Source organism: Novosphingobium sp. KCTC 2891, assembly GCF_025938155.1.
Classification (GTDB): Bacteria; Pseudomonadota; Alphaproteobacteria; order Sphingomonadales; family Sphingomonadaceae; genus Novosphingobium.
In genome coordinates this window covers 1-25025 of the sequence record NZ_JAPCZG010000022.1, presented here as the reverse complement: position 1 = coordinate 25025, position 25025 = coordinate 1, and the positions used below count along the sequence as shown (strand labels likewise).

Annotated in this window: 18 protein-coding genes; 9 read left to right on the top strand and 9 right to left on the bottom strand. The window is 67.9% G+C overall.

Going from position 1 to position 25025, the window contains the following annotated elements; all coding sequences use genetic code 11:
• Positions 1-319 precede the first annotated feature (319 nt).
• Positions 320-760, bottom strand: a complete 441-nt coding sequence (locus OLX02_RS19855; protein ID WP_264425670.1) for a YbjN domain-containing protein — start codon at positions 758-760, stop codon at positions 320-322.
• Positions 761-992: 232 nt separating this feature from the next.
• Here OLX02_RS19855 and OLX02_RS19850 point away from each other — a divergent pair, with 232 nt between their 5' ends.
• Positions 993-2072 carry a tyrosine-type recombinase/integrase gene (locus tag OLX02_RS19850; RefSeq protein WP_264425668.1) on the top strand — a complete coding sequence of 360 codons (1080 nt, stop codon included), beginning with the start codon at positions 993-995 and terminating at the stop codon, positions 2070-2072.
• Between the two features lie 252 nt (positions 2073-2324).
• Here the strand turns inward: OLX02_RS19850 and OLX02_RS19845 are convergent, their stop codons facing one another.
• From OLX02_RS19845 to OLX02_RS19830, 4 genes are all read right to left on the bottom strand, one after another.
• Positions 2325-3317, bottom strand: coding sequence for a PGN_0703 family putative restriction endonuclease (locus OLX02_RS19845; protein ID WP_264425666.1), 993 nt, complete (start codon positions 3315-3317; stop codon positions 2325-2327).
• A gap of 43 nt (positions 3318-3360) precedes the next feature.
• Positions 3361-4338: a helix-turn-helix transcriptional regulator gene (locus OLX02_RS19840; protein WP_264425665.1), complete on the bottom strand. Its 978-nt coding sequence runs from the start codon at positions 4336-4338 to the stop codon at positions 3361-3363.
• 113 nt (positions 4339-4451) lie between these two features.
• Entirely contained in the window at positions 4452-5756 is a 1305-nt protein-coding gene (locus OLX02_RS19835; RefSeq protein WP_264425663.1) for an McrC family protein, read from the bottom strand.
• On the bottom strand, positions 5753-9454 hold the full coding sequence (locus OLX02_RS19830) for an McrB family protein (RefSeq protein WP_264425661.1): 3702 nt from the start codon (positions 9452-9454) through the stop codon (positions 5753-5755). Before OLX02_RS19830 ends, OLX02_RS19835 begins: the two co-directional genes overlap by 4 nt.
• Positions 9455-9682: 228 nt before the next feature.
• Here OLX02_RS19830 and OLX02_RS19825 point away from each other — a divergent pair, with 228 nt between their 5' ends.
• The 3 genes from OLX02_RS19825 (at position 9683) to OLX02_RS19815 (ending at position 13467) form a co-directional block, all read left to right on the top strand.
• Positions 9683-10876 (top strand): AAA family ATPase, encoded by a 1194-nt coding sequence (locus tag OLX02_RS19825; protein ID WP_264425659.1) that lies wholly within the window; start codon positions 9683-9685, stop codon positions 10874-10876.
• 112 nt (positions 10877-10988) lie between these two features.
• Positions 10989-12113, top strand: coding sequence for a ParB/RepB/Spo0J family partition protein (locus OLX02_RS19820; RefSeq protein ID WP_264425657.1), 1125 nt, complete (start codon positions 10989-10991; stop codon positions 12111-12113).
• 112 nt (positions 12114-12225) lie between these two features.
• On the top strand, positions 12226-13467 hold the full coding sequence (locus OLX02_RS19815; protein ID WP_264425655.1) for a replication initiator protein A: 1242 nt from the start codon (positions 12226-12228) through the stop codon (positions 13465-13467).
• Between the two features lie 483 nt (positions 13468-13950).
• Here the strand turns inward: OLX02_RS19815 and OLX02_RS19810 are convergent, their stop codons facing one another.
• Complete coding sequence (locus OLX02_RS19810; protein WP_264425653.1) at positions 13951-14547, bottom strand: TetR/AcrR family transcriptional regulator; 597 nt, start codon at positions 14545-14547, stop codon at positions 13951-13953.
• A gap of 60 nt (positions 14548-14607) precedes the next feature.
• Here OLX02_RS19810 and OLX02_RS19805 point away from each other — a divergent pair, with 60 nt between their 5' ends.
• Positions 14608-15036: a VOC family protein gene (locus OLX02_RS19805; protein WP_264425651.1), complete on the top strand. Its 429-nt coding sequence runs from the start codon at positions 14608-14610 to the stop codon at positions 15034-15036.
• Positions 15036-15413: a DUF1475 domain-containing protein gene (locus OLX02_RS19800; RefSeq protein ID WP_264425648.1), complete on the top strand. Its 378-nt coding sequence runs from the start codon at positions 15036-15038 to the stop codon at positions 15411-15413. Before OLX02_RS19805 ends, OLX02_RS19800 begins: the two co-directional genes overlap by 1 nt.
• A gap of 80 nt (positions 15414-15493) precedes the next feature.
• Here the strand turns inward: OLX02_RS19800 and OLX02_RS19795 are convergent, their stop codons facing one another.
• Together OLX02_RS19795 and OLX02_RS19790 are read right to left on the bottom strand one after the other, a co-directional pair.
• A complete protein-coding gene (locus OLX02_RS19795) occupies positions 15494-19204 on the bottom strand; it encodes an AAA family ATPase (RefSeq protein ID WP_264425646.1) in 3711 nt (1236 codons plus the stop codon).
• 1 nt (position 19205) lies between these two features.
• Positions 19206-20504: an exonuclease SbcCD subunit D C-terminal domain-containing protein gene (locus tag OLX02_RS19790; RefSeq protein WP_264425644.1), complete on the bottom strand. Its 1299-nt coding sequence runs from the start codon at positions 20502-20504 to the stop codon at positions 19206-19208.
• Positions 20505-20681: 177 nt separating this feature from the next.
• Between OLX02_RS19790 and OLX02_RS19785 the strand changes: the two genes are divergently transcribed.
• The 3 genes from OLX02_RS19785 (at position 20682) to OLX02_RS19775 (ending at position 24190) form a co-directional block, all read left to right on the top strand.
• A complete protein-coding gene (locus OLX02_RS19785) occupies positions 20682-22163 on the top strand; it encodes a DUF2779 domain-containing protein (RefSeq protein WP_264425642.1) in 1482 nt (493 codons plus the stop codon).
• 49 nt (positions 22164-22212) lie between these two features.
• On the top strand, positions 22213-23385 hold the full coding sequence (locus tag OLX02_RS19780; protein WP_264425640.1) for an AAA family ATPase: 1173 nt from the start codon (positions 22213-22215) through the stop codon (positions 23383-23385).
• A 112-nt stretch (positions 23386-23497) separates the two neighbouring features.
• Positions 23498-24190, top strand: coding sequence for a HEPN domain-containing protein (locus OLX02_RS19775; protein WP_264425638.1), 693 nt, complete (start codon positions 23498-23500; stop codon positions 24188-24190).
• A gap of 15 nt (positions 24191-24205) precedes the next feature.
• On the opposite strand, the gene OLX02_RS19770 is transcribed toward OLX02_RS19775, so the two are convergent.
• Positions 24206-24511, bottom strand: a complete 306-nt coding sequence (locus tag OLX02_RS19770) for a WGR domain-containing protein (protein WP_264425636.1) — start codon at positions 24509-24511, stop codon at positions 24206-24208.
• Positions 24512-25025 lie beyond the last annotated feature (514 nt).

Sequence of the window (25025 nt, the reverse complement as noted above, 5' to 3'; positions counted from 1 at the left end):
CATAACCTGAAGGTCGCAGGTTCAAATCCTGCCCCCGCAACCATTCCAGTCAAACGACTTCGCTACACAAGAGCACAGCTCCACGCTCCAGCGTGTCCACAGCAAGTCCACAACGCGGCCAACGCACCACATGCACGCCGCGTAAACCTCTCCCCAAAGCCAACACCCCACCTGCAACACGCGAAACGTCACCACGTGTCTATCCACGGCTGACGCTTCCCCTCCCCAACCACTCCCGCAGGCATGTCAGAATCGGCACGGCGTCTGCGTTGCCGCGTGCCCAGGGTTTCGGCCCTCCAGGGACGGCCAGGCGGGGCAACTAATCGGGGGCGCTCTCCGGGGCGTCCAGTTGTTCGCACAGCGCATCGTCCTCGTCATAATCGCGTGCGGCGATGGCGAAGATCTCGGCGAACTGGCGCAGGCTGCGGATGAACAGGCGGCGGTCCAGCCCGTCGCGGCAGCCCAGCACGTATTGCCCGAAGAAGCGGCGCGTGGCCGCGTCGAACCAGAATTGCACCATCACCAGACTGGCGTTGCAGTGGTTGGCGAGCCGTAGCGCGACAATGTCATCGGTTTCCGGCCGCACCGGCCAATAGGTGCGCAACATCACCCGATCGGTCTCGGCATCGTGCTCCAGCCACAGCGGCGTCTGCAGCCCGGTGACATAGAGCGTCCGTTCACCGTTCACCGTCCAGTCGATGACGGCATCATCGAGCAGGCGCGACAGGTGCTCCAGGTTCACCGCTTCGGGGGGAATCATCGACTTGTCTCCTGTGGGCCACGTCGCTTGAAGCATTCCGCCGCGTCAGTTCCGGTCGTATGTCGCCGGGCGGCGGGGCGTCCGCCTTCACGCCGGTTGCAGGTCTGCCCGGTCCGGTGCGCGGGATTTTTTCGCGCCTGCTCATCCCGCAGGCCCGCTTATAGAACTAGCGATAATGCACGCTATCGCTAGTACGCTTGCAGATCGGGCCCTTTTCGAGCACGTTCGCGGCATGGACGACCCCTCCCTCTCATCGCTCGTCGCTCCGCTCGGGGACACGGTTGCAGCGCCGCTTGTCCCCGTCGTCGACGCCGCGGTGCTGGATGCCGCGCGCAGGGCCATGAGCGCCAATTCGTGGCGCGCCTTGCGGGCCGATCTCAAGGTGTTTGCCGCGTGGGCCAAGTCCGAGGGTCGGGTCACCTTACCCGCTCTGCCCGAAACGGTCGCCGCGTTCCTGCGCGCGCAGGGCGAGAGCGGCAAGAAGGCGGCGACGCTGGCGCGCTATGCCAGCTCGATCGCGCGCGCGCACACGCTGGCTGACCTTCCCGATCCGACGCGCAGCGAGCTGGTGCGGCTTGAATTGAAGGCCCAGCGGCGCGAACTGGGCGTGCGGCAGAAGCAGGCCAGGGGGCTGCGTTTTCGCGGCGAAGTCGCCGATCCGCTGGCCAGCGTGGGGCCGATGGGCGTCTGCGTCGAAGCCATGCTCGCCGCCGCGCCCGGCACGACGCAGGGCCTGCGCGACCGCGCGCTGCTGTCGCTGGCCTTCGACACGGGGCTTCGCCGCAGCGAGATCGTCGCGGCGCGCTGGCTCCATGTGGAGAAGGGCAACGCCGGGGCGGGCCGCCTGTTCGTGCCGCGCAGCAAGGCCGACCAGGAAGGCGCGGGCGCCTATGCCTATCTTTCCGCGCGCACGATGGCGGCGCTGGCCGCATGGCGCGACGCCTCTGGCAGCGAAGGCCCGGTCTTCCGCCGCCTCCACCGGGCGCGGGACAAGGCTGGCATCGACGTGTGGACCGTGGGCGCCGGGCTTTCCGCCCAGTCGGTCACGCTGGTCTATCGCGCGATGCTGGAACAGGCCCGCGCGGCCGACCTGCTGGGCGACATCGCGCAGGCCGACTTCGACCACTGGCGCCAGAGCCTCACCGCCCACTCCACCCGCGTGGGCCTGACGCAGGACCTGTTTGCCGCAGGACAGGACCTCGCCGGCATCATGCAGGCCCTGCGCTGGAAAAGCCCGCAGCAACCCGCGCGCTACGCGCAGGCACTGGCCGTGGAAGCCAACGCGGCGGCGAAGGTGGTGGGGAAGCTGTAACGGGGTACAGATTGGCAACAGCAGGCGGGGGGAATGGAAATGGCCGTAATCTTCAAGGTTCCCCCGCAGGATTGCGCAGGGGATGTATTGTTGGTTTCGGCGCGCGTCTGGGGCGATGTCGATCTGCGCCGGGGCGATCGGGTCTTCCTGTGGTAGTCGAAAGCGCAGGGTGGGCGCGGCTTGGCCGGGCCTCGTGGGCCCAGGCGGTTCGTGCCTCGATGTCGACAAGCGTGCCGAAGATCGGGGTATCGGTCACTTGTCGGTCTCCCCGCCGCACAGCGACGAATAGCGCGCGGCCAGTGCGGGCCACCAGTCCGCCTCGGCCCATCCGGCCAGCGGCGCGAAGGCCTCCTCCACGGTGCGGCCGATGAAGGCCGCGGGATCGACAAGGGAACTCGCGAAAGCGACGAAGGCATCGTCGTGCGGCATACCGCCCAGCGTGGCGAAAGCGGGCGACGTCACCTGATGCAGCGCGTGGTTGCCGGCGGGCGAAAGGTGCAGCACCCGCGCCCGGTCGAAGCGTTCCGACTGGCGCTCGATCTGGAACGCCAGCATCTGCTGCCGGACCAGCTGGTAGAACGGTTCATGCAGGAAATCGGCCAGCGAAAGGCCAAGGTCGGCGCGCACCGGGCCGTCGGGCGCGAACAGCTTGTCGGCATAGCGGGCCTGGCGCTTTCCGTTCCTGTCCTGCGAAAGCCGGTGCGAGCGGTACTCCTCGGTATACTTCCACTCGATCAGCAGAAGGTGGCGCGCACCGTCTGTATCCTCGAAGGCCACGGCGGCATCGGCGGCAGTGGCGTTGGCGCCCCGGCCGGGAACGCGGCCTTCCGCTTCGCCAAGGAAATCCCGATCGTCCGGCCCGGTATATTCAAAGGCCACGAACCGGTGCGCGCCGGCGATTTCCTTTTCCAGCGGCAGCATCCTGGGCGGGTCGATCCCCAGCACGCTCCCCACCCAGCGTGACAGCAGGTCCGGCTTGTCGGCAAAGGGCATCAGGAAATTGATGCAGCAGGCCTGCGAAGACCGACCGTGGCCGATGTAGGTGTGGAACTGGATGTCCAGGGCGTCGCGATGGAACAGCCGCTCCGCCGCCCCGCGAACGGCAGGCAGCAGATTGTGGAGCCGGCCGGGGAACGCCAGTTGGAAGGGCCGGTCCCGATGCCTGCCGTGCTCGGCGAAATGCTTGTCGAAATAGTCGATCTGGGCGCGGTGCTCGTGCCCCGCGAATGTGCAGCGCTTGCTCATATCGTGCCTCCAAACACCCCGTCCACGACAATTCCGGTCGCACTCACGTCGAGGCCCAGGCCAGCAGCACGCGCTCGCGCATCACCTTGCGCAGTTCCTCGGGGGCTTCGATGCGCACGTCGCCGCCCCAGGTGAACAGGTGCTCGGCGATTTCGCGCAGGCCGCCGGCGCGGAACTTCACCAGCAGGTCGGCGCCGTCTTCCTCCAGCACTTGCGCGGGGTGAAAGCGCCACGCCTTCGCCTTCCCCGCCGCGCTGGGCAGCACGCGCAGCACCACGTCATGGTCGTCCTCGCGCCAGATGCCGAAGCTTTGCGACAGCCATGCGTCGAGATCCCAGTCATCGGGCACCGGGTGCGGTTCGTTGCCCAGCTTCGGGTTGCTCATCCGGTCGAGCCGGTAATGGACGGGGTCGAGGTCTTTCCCCGGCATCTTGCCGATCAGGTAGGTGACCGGCCCGTGGATCAGGCCATAGGGCACCACGCGGCGCCATCTGGGCGCGGCGGCGCCTTCGGGCAGGTAATCGAACTCGATCGCCACGCCGATCACGATCGCCTGCTGCACTGCGCTCATCGCCTGGTCGCCCGCGCCCACCGCGGGGCCGGCGGGCACGCGCGTGCGCTGCAACCGGGCCAGCGCATCGAGGTCCGGCTCGAGCCGCGATTTCTCGCGGTGGTCGAGGCTGGAGCGCACTTTGGCGAGCAGGCTGGAAAGCAGCGCGGCCTGGGGCGCGCCCTCGCGGCCCTGTGCCTCCGCCTCGGCGCGCAGGGCGGCGATCTCGGCCACGGAGGGCCGCGCATAGACGCGGCGCAACCCGTCGCGGATGCGAAAGCGCTTGATCCGCCCGTCCTGCACTTCGTCGAGGTCGAAGTGCAGCATGACCACGTCGCGCAGCCGCTCGACGGTGCGCCGGTTGACCTCCAGCGCCTCCGCCAGTTCGTCCAGAGTCAGCCCTTCGGTGCTTTCGCACAGCAAGTGCAGCATCTGGATCGCGCGATCCAGCTTGGCCATGCGCCCAGACATAACGTTTTGAATTTCCCCGACTTGATCCGGCGATACGTGTTTGCCCGCGAAAGTCGCAAAGAACAGTAATCAATTTCATCCAGAATGGTGAAATTTCCAAATAAACAGGCGAATCAATCGAAGCATTCGTTTGCCGAGAGTGCGGCAAGGTCCGCGATCACGGTTTCACTGCACCCAATATCCAAAGTCGCGATACTCAGGCGTTCGCGCCCGCCGTCGATACCGAAACGCCGACGCGTGCCGCTGCCTTCGCCCGGCACCGCAGGATAGAGCAGCACCAGTCGCGGGCAGCGATAGAGCCGGGCGTAGGCCATCATCTGGTAAACATCTCCCTGCCCCACACCCTGCTTGGGGTCTGCCGGATCGCCCAGCTTCTTCCACTTGGTGTCGAGTACCGCGAGCACGCGATTGCCGCGGCGCAGCAGGATGTCGGGACGGGTCTGGAACAGGCCGCCCGCGCAGTCCTCGTCATCGCGCCACTCGCCCAGACAGTGACGGAGGCCGCCCTGTTCCACCACCTCTACGTCACGGCCGGCCAGCGCGACGCGCAGCCGCGCCGCGACATAGGCTTCGAACAGGTCGTTCATCGGGAACAGCAGGGTCATGCCTTCGGGCGCGACGGCATGATGATGCGCCGCCTGCCAATCGCGCCGCAGGAACCTCTGGGCGAGAGCGAACAGGCTGCGCCAGCGGCGATTGCTGCGATCGATCCGCACCGCGTCCCACGGCAGGCGAGCCACAGGCACATCGGGAATGTCGGACAGCACGAAGCGCAGTTCCTCGAGGCGCCGACGCGTCTCGAAATGGCGGGCATGGCGCGTGAGCATGACCACGCAGGCCTTCATCACCCGCATCAGCGGGGTGTCGGATTCCAGACTGTCGAACCGGCAGGCGAGCCGGTCGGGCCGCACCGCGTGGATGGTGAACTGGCGGACCACGTCGAGCCGCCCGCGCAGCGCCGGCAGGTCGTCGTCGCGCTCGCGGTAGAGCCTGGGCAGGCCCTTGCGCACTTCGCCCAGCAGCTGGTCGGCGAACAGGCGGATCAACACGTCGAGCAGCGTCTCGTCCTGTCGGGCAAGGCTGGCCGCCTGCCCCGCCGCCAGGTCCAGCCCCAGCGCCACGTCGAGCATGTGGATCAGCCGGCTGCGCACTGTCCGATCGGTCTCACCGGGCGCTTGCGGATCGACCTTGGGCAGGATTTCCAGGCTCGCGCCGCCAGCAGAAAGCACGCCCACCACCTGCCGCGCAGACAGATGGCGATGGTGGTCGGCCAGGATGTCCGTCCCCTCGCGCCCGCCTTTGGGATGCGCGCGCGCGGCAGCCAGCAGCGCATCTGCCTGCGCGCGGGTGAAGCCGCCTTTGTCCCCGTCGGGCGTGACGGTGACGCGGCCCCATTCGTGGCAGGTGCGGTGCGTCACTGGCCTTCCGGGATCACCGTGCCGTCTTCGGACAGCGGCGGCTCCGCCTGTCTGGCCTTGCCCAGCAGGATGCCATAGGCATCGTCGGCGAAGACAGCGCGAACGGCCCAGCTCGATCGCGTCTCGGCAAAGTCCAGCCCCGGCGGCGGGGCCAGCTTGCGCTCCTCGATAAAGCCCTTGCCGACCACGGCGGCGATGCGGCTCCAGTCCTCGAAGAAGTATTCCTGCAGCAGCGGGATCACCTTGTCGCGCATTGCCGCGTCGATCGCGGCGCGGCTGTCGCAGCCCATGAAGAAGGCGTGGCCGATGCGGTGGTCGCGGTCGACAAGATATTCGATCCGGTCGTTGATCGCCGCCAGCACCGCGCGCAACGGGACGCCGTCCACGTTTTCGCCCAGCAAGCCGGGCTGCGGGGCGATCTCCTCGAACCGGAACCGCCGCCGCAGCGCGGTATCCAGCTGCGCGATAGAGCGGTCGGCGGTGTTCATCGTGCCGATGATGTGGAGATTGGCGGGGACCCCGAACGATTCACGACTGTAAGGCAAGGACAGCGTCAGCCGCTCCTTCATGCCTTGCCGCTTGTCCGTCTCGATCAGGGTGATCAATTCGCCAAACACGCGCGAGACATTCGCGCGGTTGATCTCGTCGATCACCAGCACGTGTTCCTCCGCGCTCTTCCGCGCGGCCTCCGCGATCAGGCGGAAGATCCCCGGTGTAGGTTCCAACGTGAAGCCGCCGCCGGTCAGGGCCGTGGGCCGCATTCCCTCGACGAAGTCCTCGTAGGAAAAATTCTGGTGGAACGTGACAAAGCCGATCTGGCCCCGCGCGCGCAATCCATCATAGGTCTCGCGCAGATCCTCCCGGCGGTCAGGATCGCTCAACAGCGGGTCATCCATGGAAAGCCCCATGCACAAGCGTACCGCGGCACCCATCGTGGCGTAAGTCTTGCCGGTGCCCGGCGGGCCATAGAGGATCAGATTGACCGGATCACGCTGCACAGGATCACGCGCCACGTCGTCCGCCGGCGGGGCAAGATCCTTCCAGTTGCTCAGATTGGCCATGAACCATTCGATATCCTGCGCCTCGCCATGGAAGGCGAAGCGAATGAGCCGGCGCGCGGTTTCCTTGTTAGGATAGACCTCCCAAATCGTGGGCTGGTAAGTGTAGTGGTACCACACGCGGGGCTCATCGACCGGGTCCCACGCCACGGACACGCAAGAACCATTACCCGTGTTCGCGGTGATCGTCCCGGTGGCCTTGATCGCCATGCAGGACACGGGCCTACCGTGGTTTTCGAACGGTAAGTCGTTCTTGCGGACATAGGTGGCCTTGGCGGCGATCCGCTCGCCCGGCGCCATGCGCAGCACCTGTTCGCGGTGCTTGTCTGAAGGATTGTCGATCTCCCAGATGCCTTCGGTGAGAAAACGATCGAGCTGGTCATCATCGCCACCAAAGGCCACGCCAACGAACCAGCAAGGACCGGAATCGGATGCGGCCGCATTGCCGACGGCGAAGGTTTCATCCGGAAGCAACCGCTTCTGGCAGGTCACCCACAGGAATCCCTGCACGTCCCAGTAATCGCGCGGCATCCAGCCCCATGTGTCGCGCATAACCGCGAAGATGGCGTCGGCAAGAGCCAGCGCGCCTTCCACGTCCTCGACCGACAGCGGCTGCGATTTGAAGGCCCAGCGCCCAATCAGCATGCGCGCTGCATTTTCCGTGGGTGTGGAGCGGATGCCCAGCATCCCTGTTGGATCAACCAATGCGCGGACCATTGTCGGCACCGTGCGGCTTTCTGCGAAAGGCTGCGTTTCGGAAAGCGGCGTCATCAGCGGCCAGAGCGTGTCCGCCCACTCCGCCACCGCCGCCACGCTATCCTCGCCCCGCGCCATTTGTCCGGTTGCCTGCTCAGCGATGCCGGGATGGTTGGCTCGCACGGCGTCGATCAGCTTCGCCGTGCGCCAATCGAGAAGATTACTGGGCAAGCCCCCCTTTCCCGCCACCAGATCGAGCAAGACCGCACCCAGCGAAGCGTCATCGGCCAAGGCAGGGTCTGCCAGCAGCTCTGCCGCCCGCGCCGCCAGCGCACGCTTGTAATCATTTTCTTCGGCCGCAAAGCGTCCCGGCTGTTCAAATGTGCGGAAGTCCGGATAGGCAGCAAGGAACGCCGCGTGCAGCTGCTTGAGCATTGCCGCGTCCACTTGCACGCCGTCTCCGAAGCGGTCCGCCCAGAACGGATGTGCAAGGAACCAGGCGATGTCCTGCTCGCCGCCGTCGAGGAAAGCCAGCAGCCTGCGCGCGGTTTCCTTGTCGCGGCGGATGCGCCAGATCGTGCCCGGGTTGGTATAGAAATACCACATGCGCGGATCGGGCAGCACGCTCCATGCCACGTCCACGCCGATGCCGTCGTCCCGCTGCCCGGTCACGGTGCCGATCGCCCGGATACGAAAGGCCGGAACCTGGCGCCCTTTGCCGTCGAAAGGCAGGTTCTTCGCCTGCGGCACGTAGTCACGCATGACGAGGCGGTCGCCGGGCCGCATTTCGCCCACCATGCGATTGTAGGCAGAGCCGCGATCGTCGAGCAGGGTCCATTCCCCCCGCTCCACGAAGCGGAGCAGCCCGTCGCTGCGTCCGTAAAGCGCTGTCACGAGGTAGGTATCGGGCCCGTCCGCCTCGGCGTCCACTTCTTCGGGGGTGTAGGCGTCCGGCCAATTACCCGGACGATCTGCGCGAGGGATTCCCCAGCGTTCCAGATGTTCTGCCATTGACCGCTCGACAGCATCGATCACGGCAGCATCGAGCGGAACACGATCGTTCAGATCGAAAGGCAAGTCGACCGGGTCGCCCATGCGGCTGCGCGCGCTGATTTGAAACACGCGCGCGGAAAGCGGCAGGTATCCACCAACAGCAGACGCATCCCGTCCGCCAGGCTCCTTTCGCCCGAAGCGCGCAGGCGCGCCGGTTATATTTACCGGGTACCAGTCCATACCGGCATCATGCACTGCCCGGATAAGGCGAAGCACGAGGTCCGTCTCTGTATTGCTCCAGCTCTTCCTTTTTGCCGCAAAACCGGGACAGGCCGCGTCGAAACGGGCGAGAACAACTAAGTCAGACTCATCGCCGCCCACCGCAAAACGGAACACGGTTGCCGGGCTCTTCTCGACGCCGATGCGCTGGGGCGACGGCACCTCGGCCATCTCGAGGAACTTCCTGCCGACCAGCACCTGGCAAATATTCGGCCAACCCTGGTTGAGGCCAAGCTGATCGTTCACCGTGCGCACATGGACGTCCACCGTGTCGCGGCCGTCCTCGCGCGCCGGCTCGATATAGGTCTCAAGCACGAAGCGCCGAATCCTGTCGGCATCGCGGTTATCGTTCGTCGAGCCATCCAGAAATCGCCCATACTGGCCCAGCCAGTTCCGCCAGTTGACCAGGCGGTTCGTCGGTCGCTCTGACTTCGGCATCAGGATGCGGAAGTCGGAGCCTCCCTGCTCCGCATCCTCGCGCATAGCCGCAAGACGATTGCGCAGACGAACAAACCGGTCGTCACGCCACGCCGCGTCCAGGTCCGGCCAATCGAAGCCGAGATCCGACAGCTTCTGCTCGATCGTGCGCACGGCATAGACACGCGTGTTGCGCCCGCCTTCGGTCTCCGCTCCGCCCGCTTCCAGCCACGCTTTGAATTCCGCTTCCCGCATTGCCGCTCCGTCTCGTTTTTCGCCGGCCCTTGTGGTGGCCACCTGCGACAGGAACGGTCATGATTGTTTCTTGCCGGCCCCCGTCAGGCGACGGGATAAACCGAAACAGTTTCAAGATAATAGTCGCTACAAACCAAATTCCGACCCGGCACCACCCTTGCTTGTCAACTGAATGAATTTCCGGCATCAATCGCCGAGTTTCATTCAACCTATCCGTGAGGCCGCCAGATGAATGCAATCGTCAGCCAGATCGGCGATCTGGCGCAGGCCGGGGAGCGGATGATCGAGCGCTTGCGCAAGAAGGCTTTTCTGCCTGAAAGCCGCAAGGGGCTCAACGTGCGCTATGGCATTGCCGAGGCGGCGCAATTGCTGGGTTGTTCCACCAACCGCATCCGCATGGCCGAGGACGACGGGCGCCTGCCCCCTCCCCCCGCGAGCGAGAACGGGCGGCGGCTTGGCTATACGGTGGAGCAACTGCTCCATATGCGGCAGGTGCTGGGCGCCTCCCCTGCCCGCGCGCCGATGGACGTGCCGGCGGTGATCGCGGTGCAGAACTTCAAGGGCGGCGTGGGCAAGTCCACCGTCACCACGCATCTTGCCCATTACTTCGCGGTGCAGGGCTACCGCGTGCTGGTGGTCGATTGCGACAGCCAGGCGACCACCACCACGCTGTTCGGCTTCAACCCGCATTTCAACATCGCGCGCGAAGAAACGCTTTATCCTTATCTGTCGATCGACCCGACGCAGACCGACCTGCTCTATGCGGTGAAGCCCACGCCCTGGCCGAACGTGGACCTGATCCCGTCGAACCTGGAACTGTTCGACGTGGAATACGAGCTGGCCGCCGCCGGATCGGACGGGCAATCGGTGCTCGCCGCGCGCTTTCGCAAGCTGAAAGCCGGGCTGATGGACCTGGCGCGCGATTACGACGTGGTGCTGCTCGATCCGCCGCCGGCGCTGGGCACCATTTCGCTCGCGGTGATGCAGGCGGCGAACGCGCTGCTGGTGCCGATGGCGGCGACGACGCCCGATTTCTGCTCGACCGTGCAGTTCCTCTCGATGATGGACCAGGTCATCGCCCAGCTGATCGAGGCGGGGATCGCGGTGGATTATTCCTTCGTCCGCCTGATCTGCTCCAAGTTCGACGGCAACGATCCGTCGCACGCCATGGTCCGCACGATCATGGAGCAGACCTTCGGCCCCGCGCTGCTGCCGGTGCCGATCCTCGAAAGCGCGGAAATCAGCCATGCCGCGCTGCGGATGATGACGGTCTACGAACTGGAAAAGCCGGTCGGCACGCCCAAGACGCACAAGCGGTGCAAGGCCAACCTGGACGAGGCGATGGGCCAGATCGAGCAGCTGGTGCGCGCCGGATGGGGCCGCGTGGCCCCGGCGCGCGAGGAGGACGTGATCCATGCCTGAGCGAAGGCACGATCCGGCAGCGAATGCGGAACGCGCTTTCCTACATGGCAATGTTCTGCATATGTTCCGCAGCTCCTCCCTGCCCAGCCCCTTCTTGACGCGGACCTGAACCATGGCACGCAAGCAATCGGACTATCTCGCCGCGCTCCTCGCCGAGGACGAGCCGATCGAGACCAAATCGGCCGCGCCGGACGGGGCGGGCGCAGCGGTGGAGGCGGCGCAAGCGCCCTCCCCTGCCCCTTCCCCATCCTCGGCCCCATCCCCGGCCAGCCCCCCCTCCCCGGCGCCCGAACGCCAGCGCGGCACCACGCTGCTCGGCCGCGAAAGCGCGCTTGCCCGCGTCGCCAGCGGCGAAGTGCGGCAGGTGACGCAGCTGCTGCTCGATCCGGCGCGGGTGCGCGTGTGGCCGGGCAATGCCCGCTCCTATCAGCACCTGACCGAGGAATCGTGCCGCGAGCTGATCGATTCGATCATTGCCGAAGGCGGCCAGAAAGTGCCCGCGGTGGTGCGCCGGATCGAAGGCGATGCGGATCACGATTACGAAGTGATCGCGGGCACGCGCCGCCACTGGTCGATCGCCTGGCTGCGCGCGCACTCCTACCCGCAGATGCAGTTCGTGGCGCAAGTCGCGCAGATCGACGACGAGGCGGCGTTCCGCCTCGCCGATATCGAGAACCGCGCGCGCAAGGACGTGTCGGACCTGGAACGCGCGCGCAACTATGCCGCCGCGCTGAAGGACCATTACGGCAACCACCTGACGCGCATGGCCGAGCGGCTGAAGCTGTCGAAGGGCTGGCTGTCGAAAATGCTCAAGGTGGCCGCCCTGCCCGATGCGGTGGTGGGCGCTTTCGCCAGCCCGGCGGACGTGCAGCTCAAGCCGGCCTATCCGCTGGCGCAGGCGCTCGACGACAAGGTCGGCGCTCCCGCCATCCTGAAGGAAGCGCGCAACCTGGCGCGCGAGCAGGCCGAACGCCGCGCCGCCGGAGAGGACGCCCTGCCCGCCGCCGAAGTGCTGCGCCGCCTGCTGGCCGCGCCGCGCGGGCCGGTGGAGCGCGGACCGGTGCGCGTCTATCGCGGCTATGGCGACCGCCCCGCGGTGACGGTGCGCAGCGCGGGCCGGCAGGGCGTGACCCTGCAGATCCATTCGGGCGCGGGGCTGGACCACAAGCGCATCATGGAACTGGTTGCCGATGCGCTGTTGGATCTTGAGGAAGAAGGCCGCGGGGTGACGCCTTGATGCCCTGCCCTGCCCTGCCCGCCTGTTTCCCCGGGGAAACGCGGAGTGATGTTTCCCCGGGGAAACGCCCCGCCGGCGCCTTCGCCGAAGCCGGGAATGCCGGTGTCGCGCCATGACCCGCGCGCGCAAGGCGTCGGTGGGCGCCCAGTTCGACCTGTTCCTGCCCTATGTGGCCGACCTGCCCCTGCGCGATCAGCGCGAGATGATGGAGCGCCCCTTCTTCTCGCTCGCCAAGTCCAAGCGGGTGAAGCCGATCGACTACACCAGCCCCGACAGCAAGCTGTGGGTCCACGTCTCGGCCAACCCCGATTACGGCATGGCCACGATCTGGGACGCCGACATCCTGATCTATTGCGCCAGCGTGCTGGCCGACATGCAGCGCCGCGGGATCAACGACGTGCCGCGCAAGCTGCACCTGATGCCCTACGACCTGCTGCGCGCCATCGGCAGGCCGCCGACGGGCCGCGCCTACGAACTGCTGGGACAGGCGCTGGACCGGCTCGTCGCCACCACGATCAAGACCAACATCCGCGCCGAAAACCGGCGCGAGGCGACGTTCTCGTGGCTGGATGGCTGGACCCAGCTGGTCGATGAAAAGACCGAGCGTTCGCGCGGGATGACCATCGAGCTGTCGAACTGGTTCTGGGAAGGCGTGATGATGCAGGGCGGCGTGCTCTCCATCGACCGCGCCTATTTCGACATCACCGGCGGCCGCGAACGCTGGCTCTACAAGGTGGCGCGCAAGCACGCGGGCGGGGCAGGGGAAGCAGGCTTCGCCATCTCCATGCCCGTGCTGTTCGAAAAGAGCGGCGCCGAAGGCGAATACCGCCGCTTCAAGTTCGAGATCCTCAAGCTGGCGGAAAAGGACGCGCTGCCGGGCTATGGCCTGTCGGTCGAAGCGGCCAAGGGCGGGGGCGAGCCCTTGCTGCGGATGCGGCGGGTGGACGGCAAGGACGGGGCGGAGAAGGGGCTGCCTGTCCCCGGCCAGAAGGAAGAAGAGAAGGGCGAGGGGGTTACGCCCTCGCGCTCCCGCGATCTCTCCCGGCGCGAGGACGGCGCTGGGGGGAAGGGGAGTGCTGCCACGCTGGCGGACGAGGCTCCGGTCGATGCGCGCAGCCTGATCCGCTCGACCATCGCCGGATTGAGCCGGGCGGCGACGCGCGGCTTCATGACCGACGAGACCATCGACCACTTGCGCGCCACCTGCCCCGGTTGGGACTTGCAGACGCTCCACGTCGAATTCGAACGCTGGGTGGACGCCAGCCCCGATCGCACCCCCGCCGACTGGCAACGCGCCTTCATCGGATGGGTCAAGCGCCACCACGAAAAACACCGCCACACCTTGCGCGGGTGAGGGCAGGGGAGGGGAAACGCCCTCCCCGTTCCCGAAAGTACGTGCCCCGTCGCCCCGATCTTCGCCCCACCGCCCGGTGCTGTCGGCTCACGGGCAAATTTGAACATCGTTCCGACCGGTCTTGTTGGAAATGATTCAATCCGAAGGCCTCACCCCGCGCCATCGACACATCGGGAACGGGCAGGCAAGGCGCCATCGTGCTATCGGGAACGCAAGCTCGTACCAACGGGAACGATGCTTCGACATATCGGGAACGATCCGTCGATATACCGGGAACGCGGCCACCACCGCGACTCACCGAAAACCGGGCCGATGCGGTCCAGGCGCACTGCCCTAACTGTTTCTAACCCCTTTTAAGGCTGTCTAACCGACAGGAAGCCTTTGGCTTTGGGGAGAATGGGGGAGAAGAGGGGGCGCGACCCGACATATGCGACCTTCACCCATGTCTGCACCAACTTCCAGTTCGGGGTGGAAGGCTGCCGTTCAGGCAAGTGAAGAGAGCAGCGTTTGGACGGCAGCACCCGCTTCAAGCCGGACCACTTCGGGATCATCGGCATTCGCGACCAACAGAGCAGCTTCATCGACTACAGCGAGTATCATATGCGCAAGCAGGCGCGGAGGCTGTACGCGGATAAGCCCTGCCGCCATGCCATCCTCGACTGCCTGCATGATTAATCCCAGGCCATACTGTGCCTCAAGCTTGCGCCATTCGGCCCAGCCGAGCACGGCAGGCCCATCGATCAGCAGGATGCGCTGCACCTCGGGCGTTGCAGCAGCTTCGAGGAACGCATTGAGGTTGGCCTTGAGACCAGACCAACGCTCGCCAACCTCCGCCACCTCTTCCGCTTGCGCGGCAACAATCATGTCCTGCTCGACTTGCTCGAAAACCGCGCGGAACAAGTCCTCCTTGCGCGTGAAGTGATGCTGCAGCGCGCCTCGCGTAACTCCTGCAAGTGCCGCAACCTCGGGCGTGCTTGTCGCATGGAAGCCCTTGTCGGCGAACAGCCTGCGTGCCGCTGCGATCAGCGCTCCGCGCGTTTCTTCCGCTTTCGCCGCCCTGATACCCTTGCCCTTAGGCATCGCCACCTCGTTGACACGCGCCCATTTCGCATTCAGTCTGAATGCTAAAGGAGAATCGCAATGGATCCTCGCATAAATATGGTGATGGTCAGCGCAAAGGACATCAATGCACTCCGGGGTTTTTACGAACACGGTTTAGGCTGGATGCCTTGGATGCCCCCATCGGAAGGATCAGTAGCCTACAAGGTTGGCACCGCCGTCCTGATTTTCGTGAATGCCGCTTATCTTGAACATGAAAGCGGGATCGCGGCGAACGGTGCGCCAAAGTCGATCTGGGCCGTATTCGTGCCGACCAAGGAGGATGTTGACGCCGCGTTCGAATTGGCAGCCAAAGCAGGGGCAAGAATCACCAGCCCCGTTCGCGACCGCGATCAAGGCTTGTATTCGGGCTACTTCGCCGATCCCGAAGGCAACGCCTGGGAGGTGGTGTGGAGCCCACACATGCCACTTGGCGCAGATGGAAGCCTCACGCTTCCGGGAGCGGCATGATGCGGTTCGGTCTTGGCATTGTCGCAGCGACTGCGACCGTCGCATGGCTGACGCTGTTCACGCTCAGCGCCAATGCGATCAGGCAGATGGGCTACGATGCGGCCGGAGCAGTTTTCCTGGGCGACTTTGTCCACCCGTGGCGTGCACAGTTCAACGCCGACTTTTCAATCCATCTGCTGCTGATGGCGGCGTGGATGGTCTGGCGTTCGCGATCCTGGGCGGTTGGCCTTGTTTGGGGGCTACTGACTATTTGCATGGGGGCACTTTTCCTGCTGCCCTACCTCGCGTTGGCTTGGTGGCGAAGTGGGAGCTTTGCGGGCGCACTGATCGGACAGCGATCCTATCAGCCTGGCAATCTTGTTTCCAAAACCGAGTGAAGATTGCTTAGCAAGCATCGCGCCCCCCGGACGCGGGTCCGCAACTGGGCGCAAACGGTCGTTCAATTTGTCCACGCGCCCTAGTTTCCCGTCACCGCGATGCGGCTTGTGCCGCGGCCGGTGGGTGTGACCGCGATCTGGACGGGGATGCGTTCCTTCAGTTCCTCGACGTGGCTGATGACGCCGACGCGGCGGCCGGTGGCGTGGAGGTGTTCGAGCAGCGCGATGGCCTGGCCGAGGCTGGCGGGATCGAGCGCGCCGAAGCCTTCGTCGATGAACAGGCTTTCGATCTTCACCCCGCCCGCCGTGGACATTTCGGCAAGGCCGAGCGCGAGCGCGAGGCTGGCGAGGAAGCGTTCGCCGCCCGACAGGTTGTGCAGGCCGCGCGCTTCGCCGCCCATGTCGTTGTCCACCACCTGGATCAGCATGTCGCCGCCGGGCGCGCGTTCCAGCGTGTAGCGCGGCTTCAGTTCGGCAAGGCGGGCGTTGGCGTGTTCGAGCAGGCGATCGAGCGTGAGGCCTTGCGCAAAGCGGCGGAAGGTGGCGCCGGTGCGGTCGCCGATCACGGCATCGAGGCGCAGCCAGACATCGGCGGCGGCCTGTTCCGCGTCGAGTTCCGCGCGCAGGGCGGCGGTCTGGCCGCGCACCGCATCGTCCTGGCGCAGCGCAAGATCGGCCTCCGTGCGGCAGCGCGCGGCATCGTCGCGGGCGGCCGTGGCGGCGGCGAGCGCGGCGGCAAGGTCCGGGCCGAGGAGGGCGGGGCGCTCGCCGGCGTCGTGCGCGGCGAGATCGCCTTCGCGGGCGACGACCAGCGTTCGGGCGACATCCACGGCGTTCCTCAGTTCATCGAGCGCGCTTGCTTCGGTGTCGAGCGTGTCGGCGACGATCGCGGCGGCTTGCGCCACGGCCTGTTCCGCAAGGGCTGCGGCGGCGAGCGCCTGCGCGAAAGCGTGGGCATGGCCGGCGTGGTCCTGCTCGGCCTTGTCGAGGGCGACGATCGCGCTCTTTTCCGCCGCACCGGCGCCGGCCAGCGTGGCGGCGGCGGTCTGCCGGGCTTCGATGGTCCGTTGCAGGGCGGTCTCCGCCGCGTCGCGGGCGGCGGCAAGGCGCTGTTCCACCGTGGCGACGGGTTCGGCGCCGAGCAGGGCGGCGCGGCGCCCGGAGAGGGCGGCGTGGTCCTGTTCGGCCTCCGCCAGCGCTTCGGCCAGTTCGCGCGCCCGGTCGGTGCTCTGGCGCAGCGCTTCCGATGCGATCGCCGCGGCCTGTTGCAGCGCGGGGAGCGCGGCGGCGAGGCGTGCGGCCTCGGCATCGTGCGCGCGCCACGCGGCGGCTTGCGTCGCCAGCCAGGCGGCGGGATCGGCCTGTGCGCGCCAGTCTCCCGCCGGGGCCAGCCAGCGGTCGAGCGCGGCGGCGAGGCGGTCGGCTTCGGCGCGGTGCTGCGTCCGCGCGGCGTCGAGATCGATCAGCGCGCGGCTGTGCGTTTCCAGCGCCGTGCGCGCGGCTTCGTGGGCGGTGCGCGCCCGATCGCGTTCGGCGCGGGCGCTCTGTTCGCGTTGCCGGGCGCGGTCGGCGGCGGTTTGGGCGGCGGTTTGGGCGGCGATGTCGGCCTCCACCGCGGCGCGCGCCGCGGCGAGGGCATCGGGCAGCAGCGCTGCGTCCTGCGGCAGGGCGGCTTCGGCGGCGGCGGTGAGGAGATCGCTGCGCGCGGCATCGCGTTGGCGGGCGGCGCTGCCCAGGTGGCGGATCTGCTCGGCCTGTTCGCGGGTCAACTGTGCGGCGCGGTCGGCCTGCGCGGAGAGGCGTGCCGCGATGCCCAGCGCTTCGTGCTGCTGCTGGGCCTGTTCGGCCTCCAACGCCTTCAGCGCCTCGCCCCGCTGGCGCAGGTGATCGCCGAGCTTGCCCGCGAACAGGTCGAGCCGGTGGCTGGCCGACCCGCAGACCGGGCAAGGATCGCCCTCGGCCAGCGTGACGCGCAGGGCTTCGGCGGTGTCGGAGGCGGCGGCGCGCAGCAGGGCGAGTTCGCGGCGGGCGTCCTCGACCTGCATCGTCAGCGTGGGCAGCGAACGGGCCAGCGTTTCCGCCCGCGCCGTCAGCCCGGTTTGCGTGGCCGCGCTTTCGGCCAGCGCCTCGCGCGTGCGGGCCAGCGCGGCGTCGGCATGGACCACCGCCTGTTCCGCGCCGTTCGCGCCCGCCAGCAAGGTGTCGATGCGGGTGAGCCGGGCATGGCGATCGGTGAGCGTGACGAGGGCGTCGGCGGCGGGGAGGTCCGCTTCGGCCTGGGCGAGAGCTTGCGCGGCGCGGTCGTGGTCGCCGGTCTTGCTGTCCAGCGCGGTCGCGGCGTCTTTCCAGTGGGTGAGGGCGGCCTGTTCCGCCTGTTCGCGCAAGGGGCGTTCCGCCTCTGCGGCGGCGAGCGCGCGCGCCGCGACGGCGTGCTCGGCCAATTGCGGGCCAAGTTCCTGTTCGCGCCGCGCCAGTTCGGCAAGGGCGGGGTGGGCGGTCAGCCAGTCCTGCTGCGCGGCCTGTGCCTGCTGCGCGGCCTGCAAGGCGGCCGCGGCGGCTGCGCTGTCCGTGGCGGCGCCGTGCAGGCGCGCGTCACCGCGGGCGGCTTCGTCCTGCCGATCGTGCACCGTGCGTGCGGTGCCTTCGAGCTGCACGTCGAGCGCGCGGGCCTTGGCCAGCAGCGGCGCGAGCGCGTGGGCCTGCGCTTCGGTCTCGGCGCGGGCGGTTCGGGCGGCGGCTTCGGCGGCGGCGGCTTGCGCTTCATCGGCCTGCGCCCGGGCCAGCGCATGGGCGGCGCCGGCGCGCTCGGCGGCGCAGGCGTCGCGGCGCTGGGCGGCGAGGTTGCGTGCGGTCCACGCCGGGGCCAGCGCCTGCGCGCGGCGGGTGTGGGCGAGGGCTTCGCGCCGGGGGGCGGCATCGGCATGGCGCTGTTCGGCGCTGGCGAGGCCCTGCCGGGCGATCTCGACCTGGGCGGCGAGGCGGGCGGCCTGCTCCTCCCACTGGCGCGCCTGCTTGAGCGCGTCGAGCGCCGCGCCCGCATCGGCTTCGGCGGCAAGGGCGGCGGCGAGATCGGCTTCCGCCTGGGCGCGCTGGGTGTCGTCGAGCCCTTTCTGGAGCGCGATGAGATCGCGCAGCCCGGCCAGCCTGTCGTTGAGCGCCTTGGCCTTCTCGGCCGCGCGCTGGCCCAAGGCGGTGTAGATTTCCGAGCCGGTCAGCCGTTCCAGCAGCACCGCGCGGTCGTTGGCGTCGGCGCGGATGAAGGCTTCGAAATCGCCCTGCGCCAGCAGCACGGCGCGGCCGAACTGTTCTGCGGAAAGGCCAAGGACGGCGCGGATGGCGGCGAGCGTTTCGGTGCGGGTGCCGCCCATGCGTTCGCCGGTGTCGAGCCGTTCGAAGCTGTGGTCGTGGTTCTGCAGCTTGCCCGTGGCCTTGCCCCGCGCGCGCTTGACCGACCAGCGGGCGCGATACCGCGCGCCATCGGGCATGGCGAAATCGACTTCGGCAAAGCCTTCGCCCGCGCCGTGGCGCAGGATGGCGCGGGTATCGCGCAGGGAAAGGCCCGTGTCCTCGCTCTCGCCGCCGATCCTGCCGCTGGAAGGCGCGGACTTCAGGCGCGGGATTTCGTTGAACAGGGCGAGGCACACGGCATCGAGCAGGGTGGACTTGCCCGCGCCGGTGGGGCCGGTGATGGCGAAGATGCCCGATCCGGCCAGCGGCTCGGCGGCGAAATCGACCGCGAAGGCATCGGCAAGGCTGGCGAGGTTCTGGCCGCGAATGGCAAGGATGCGCATGTCAGGCCTCCTCGCCGACGGCGGGCGTGGTGTTCACTTCGACCAGCAGGCGCGCGAAGGCGTCGGCAAGGTCATCGGGCGGGGCATGGCCGCCGTGGCGCGCGGCATAGAGCGCGGCGAACACGGCTTCGGGTTGCAGGTCGCCGAGATCCGCGCCGGCGAGCGGAGCGGGCTGGTCGGGGACGCTGACCTGCTGCCGGACGATGCGGGTGAGGCGCAGCGGCTTGCCGTCCAGCGCGGCGAGGACGCGGCTCTGAAGGTGCGGTTCCGGGCCGGTGACCGCAACGCTCACTTCCACGAAGGGATGGCGTTCGCGCGGCAGATCGGCATCGAGCGCGAGCGCTTCGAGTTGCCGGACCACATCGTCGAGCGGCGCGGCGCCCTGCGGGGGGATGGCCAGGAATGGCACCGGGCGCGGGATGGGGACATCGGTGATCGCCGCTTCGCCGCCCGACAGGCGCACGACGGTGACGGCATGGCGATAGTCGCGCTCCGTCGCCGACAGCGGGAAAGGCGATCCGGCATAGCGGATGGGGCAGGGGCCGGCGATGGCCTGCGCGCGGTGGAGGTGGCCGAGCGCGACATAGGCGGGGCGGGCGTCGAACAGGGTGATCGCCTGCGCCTCTTCCCCGCCGACGACGATGCGCCGCTCCGAAAGTTCGGAGACGTCGCCGCCCGCGACGTGGAGGTGGCCGGTCAGCACCAGCGGCAGGCCCCCGGCCCGCGCCGCGCCTGCTTCCGTGACGGCGGCATAGAGCGTGGCCAGCGTCTCCGCGCCAAGATCGCCCGGACGACAGAAGGGCACGGCGGCGAGCCACGCGGCGGTTTCGCCACCGGGGCCGGGCAGCGGCACCAGCAGCGCATCGAGGTCGGGCGCGCTGCCGCCTTCGGGCAGGGCCTTGCGCGGCAGGGCGCCGAAGAAGCGGACGCGCGCTTCATCGAGCAGCGGGGCAGGCAGGTTGATCCGCGCCGCGCTGTCATGGTTGCCGCCGAGGATCACCGTCAGCATGGCCGGCCGCCGCCGGGCCGCATCGGCAAGGAAGCGATAGAGCCGGCGCGTCGCCGCAACGGGCGGATTGGCGACGTCGTAGACATCGCCGGTCACCAGCAGGACATCGGCGGCCTGGGCATCCAGTTCGTCGAGCAGCCAGGCAAGGAAAGCATCATGCTCCGCCTCGCGCTCGTGCGTGGCAAGGACGTGGCCGAGGTGCCAGTCGGAGGTGTGGACCAGGGTGAGGGCGGGGGTGAGGGCGGGGGTGAGGGCGGGGCCGGGGGCGGGGGAAGGCATGGGGTGCGTCATCGCGGATGCCCTTGCCGGGCACAAGCGACAGAAGCGGTCGGAGGTGCGCTCGGGGCGCAGGCGCAGGGCGCGGGTTCCGATCCACGACCGGATTCGTCGTGCAGTCGTGGCAGCGCAGGGCTCGCCAGATGCGCCGCGACCCTTGCGCCTCGCCGCCGAACACCGGAAGGATACAGCATGACCGCCTCTCCCCGCCGCACTGGCCTGTCCAAATCGCGCCTGACCGCGTTCGAGCAGTGCCCGCGCCGGTTGTGGCTGTCGGTCCACCGGCCCGATCTGGGCGAAACCGACGCCGACGCGGAAGCGCGCTTTGCGACCGGGCACCGCGTGGGGGAGGTCGCTTGCGGGCTTCATCCCGAGGGCGTGATGGTGGAGGCGGTGCCCGATCTTTCCGCGGCGCTTGCCACCACCGCGCGGCTGCTGGCCGAAGGGCACCGCGCCCCGATCTTCGAGGCGACGTTCCAGCACGACGGCGTGCTGGTGCGGGCCGACCTGCTGCTGCCGCATGGGCGCAACGGTTGGCGCATGGCCGAGGTGAAAAGCGCGGCCAGCGTCAAGGACTATCACCTGGGCGACCTGGCCACGCAGGTCTGGGTGGCGGAGGCGTGCGGGCTGAACCTGACGAGCGCGGGGATCGCGCATATCGATACCGCCTTCGTGCTGGCGCGCGAGGGCGATTACGACGGGCTGTTCGCCCATGCCGAGCTGCTGCCGCAGATGCGCGAGCGCGCGCAGGGACGGCCCGCCGTGGTCGCGGCGGCGCGCGCGGTGCTGGCGGGCGAGGAGCCGCAGCGCGAGCCGGGCGATCATTGCAGCACGCCGTTCGACTGCGAATTTGCCGCGCATTGCAGCCGCCACCTGCCGCCGGGGCCGGACTGGCCGGTGACGGTGCTGCCCTATGGCGGGGGCAAGGCCTGGCTCGAACGGGGCGTGGACGACCTGCTGGCGCTGGAGACGAAGGGGTTGAAGCCGCTCCAGGCGCGGATCGTCGAGGCGACGCGCGACGACCGGCCTTTCCACGATGTGCCGGGCGCGCGGCGGGCGATGGCGGGATGGCCGCGCCCGCACGCCTTCCTCGATTTCGAGACGATCGCCCCCGCCGTGCCGCGGTGGCTGGGCACGCGCCCTTACCAGCAGGTGCCGTTCCAGTTTTCGCTGCACATCGAGCATGAGGATGGAGCCGAGGTGGCGCATCGCGGCTTCTTGCAGGTGGACGGCGGCGACCCGCGGCGACCTTGCGCCGAGGCGCTGGTGGCGCACGTGCCGCCAACGGGCGCGATCATCGCCTATAACGCCGGGTTCGAGCGCGGCGTGCTGCGCGCGCTGGCGCAGGCCGTGCCCGAACACGCCGCCGCGCTGGAGGACATGGCTGCGCGCACGGTCGACCTGCTGCCGGTGGCGCGCAACCACTGGTACCACCGCGACCAGCGCGGCAGCTGGTCGATCAAGGCGGTGCTGCCGACGATCGCGGCGGAGCTGGGCTACGAAGGGCTGGAAGTGAAGGACGGCGGCGCGGCGCAGGAAGCCTTCCTGGAAGCGAGCGCGCCTGATTGTGATCCCGACCGCCGCTGGGTGCTGGAGGAAGGCCTGAAGGCCTATTGCGAGCGCGACACCTGGGCGATGGTGGTGGTGATGCGGCGCTTGATGGGAGACGCATAGGCATCTTACCCCGGTTTACAAAAATCCGATAACCTTGCATAACCTCGCTATGGATCGTCGTCGCAACCCTTTCGCGCCCGGAGCGGGCACGCCGCCGCCGGAACTGGCCGGGCGGGGCGGACTGATCGAGGATGCGGCCATCGCGCTCGATCGCATCCGGGCCGGTCGGGCGGCGCGCAGCCTGATTTTCTATGGCCTGCGCGGCGTGGGCAAGACCGTGCTGCTGACCACCATCCGCAACCATGCCGAAGGCGAGGGGCTGGTGGTGGTGGCGATGGAAGCGCCGGAAAACCGGTCCTTGCCCGCCATGCTGGTGCCCGCGCTGCGCGCCGCGCTGCTCAAGATGGACCGGATGAAGCAGGCGGGGGCCAAGATCCGCCGCGCGCTGTCGGCGCTGGCCGGGTTCGTGAAGCCGCGCGTGTCCTACGAAGGGTTCGAGGTGGCGCTCGATTTCGAAGTGGAGCCGGGGCTGGCCGACAGCGGCGACCTGGAATCCGACCTCGCCGACCTGATCCGCGCGGCGGGCGAGGCGGCGCAGGAGCATGGCACCGCCTTCGTCCTTGCCATCGACGAGCTGCAATACGTGCCCGAGGCGGAGCTGGCCGCGCTGATCAGCGCGCTGCACCGCGCCAACCAGCTGCAATTGCCGATCACGCTGGTGGGGGCGGGGCTGCCGCAGCTGCTGGGCCAGATGGGCCGCGCCAAGTCCTATGCCGAGCGCCTGTTCGCGTTCGTGCCGCTGGGACCATTGGACCGCGCGGCGGCCGCAGACGCCATCCGCGTGCCCTTGCAGCACGAGGACGCGGACATCACCGAAGGCGCGCTTTCCGGGATTTTCGCGGCGACGCAGGGCTATCCCTATTTCCTGCAGGAATGGGGCAAGCACAGCTGGGACCTGGCCGATGCCTCGCCCATCGACGAGGACGACGTGGCCAATGCGGGCGTTGCCGCGCTGGCGGAACTGGACGCCAGCTTCTTCCGGGTGCGCTTCGACCGGCTGAGCCCGGCGGAAAAGCGCTATATGCGCGCCATGGCCGAACTGGGCGAGGGGCCGCACCGATCGGGCGACATCGCCGAGGCGCTGGGGGTGAAAGTCAACACGGTGGCGCCCACGCGCAACAGCCTGATCCGCAAGGGAATGCTCTACAGCCCCGCGCATGGCGACACCGCCTTTACCGTGCCGCTGTTCGCCGCCTTCATGCGCCGGGCGATGGCGCGGTAGGGCGCACCGATCCAGTATTCGGCGGAGGATATGCCCCTGCCTGCGCGCGCGGGTCGGGGACGGCCTTGTGACAGTACTTTCCCTTAACGCGTAAGCTGTTAGCGTTCCCGCCATGGCCCACCGTTACGCTCCCACCGACCCGCTCCATCCGCTTGCGCTGAAGGACAAGCAGCGCACGCTTCGCGATGGCTTTCCCACGCCGCTGGCGCTGCGGGTGCATCGCGCGCTGTCGTGGCTGATCCGCGCCGAGCACGAGGAGGGCGATCTCGATGTGCGGTTCGTGCTGTCGTGGATCGGCTTCAACGCGGCCTATGCGGGCGACGTGGCGCTGGCGCTGGGGCAGGAAAGCCAGCGCGAGCGTGATGTGTTCATGCGCTTCTTCACCACGCTGGTGGGCTTTGACGGCAAGCACCGGCTCTACAACATGGTGTGGCAGCGCTTTGCGCAGGAAATCCGCGTGCTGCTGGGCAATCGCCACGTCTTTGCCGCGTTCTGGCTGCACCACAACGGCGTGCCGGGCTTCGACGACTGGCGCGCACGCATGGACCGCGAGGACGTGGCGATCCGCTCCGCGCTCGCCCGGCACGATACCGCGACGCTGCTGTCGATCGTGTTCGGCCGGCTCTATGTGCTGCGCAACCAGCTGGTGCACGGCGGCGCCACCTGGAACAGCGCCGTCAACCGCGACCAGGTGCGCGACGGCGCGGCGATCCTGACGTGCCTGCTGCCGCTGTTCATCGACCTGATGATGGAGAACCCCGGCCACGACTGGCCCATGCCGCATTACCCGGTGGTGCCGGATTGATGGCGGGGGGCGCGGTCACCCTTGGCAGGTCGCCAAGTCTCGGCCCGCGGCCCGGATCTCTCGATAAGGAACACCGATCCGCCGCCTGGCGCTCATGCGCCGGCGTTGCAGTTGGCGCACGAACCGTTCGGCGTCGGGACGTTCGCTGAAGGATAGCGTCCTCGCTTGCCCCCGCCTCCCGATCCGCCCCCATGAGACCTCGACCAGGCAGGCGCCGAACAGATCCCGGCTTAACGAGATTGCGTAGCGGCGCGCGATGTTGCGCTCGGGGCTCACCGCTTCGAGCCAGACGTGAAAGTCCTGAGGTTCTGCGCTGGCCATGGATGCGGATATGCGTGCCGGAGCGCGGCGCGGTCCAATGGGGACTTTGAATCAATGCCCGCGGATTGATTCATCGGGGCGATGACACCCCGTCCGTCGCCCGCCCCCCATCGAACGCCCCGGCAACGGAGGGTGATTCTTGCCCTGGGCGGGTGATTTGACGCCAAACGGGCGCCCCACAGCCCCTCGATACGCTTCTATCCTATTGAATTTACGTCATTTATGCCGCCCCGACATAAAAATGCAAAATGTGTTTGACGGGCTGCGGTACCCCCCATATAAGCCGCCCTCCAGACGGGGCAGACAGCTTCTGCTTCCGCCGAACGCCCAGATAGACGGACATCCAATTCCCCGGATGCAAAAACGGGGGGGATGGTTGTCCGCCACATTCTGTGGTGGTTCTTTGACATTGTTGGTTTTAGATGAAGGGACATGTGGGCGACGGCGCCTGCGTCCGGGGGTCTTTAGGCTCCGGATTGCAGTAACCAAGTCGTTATTTGCATGTCCTAACGTA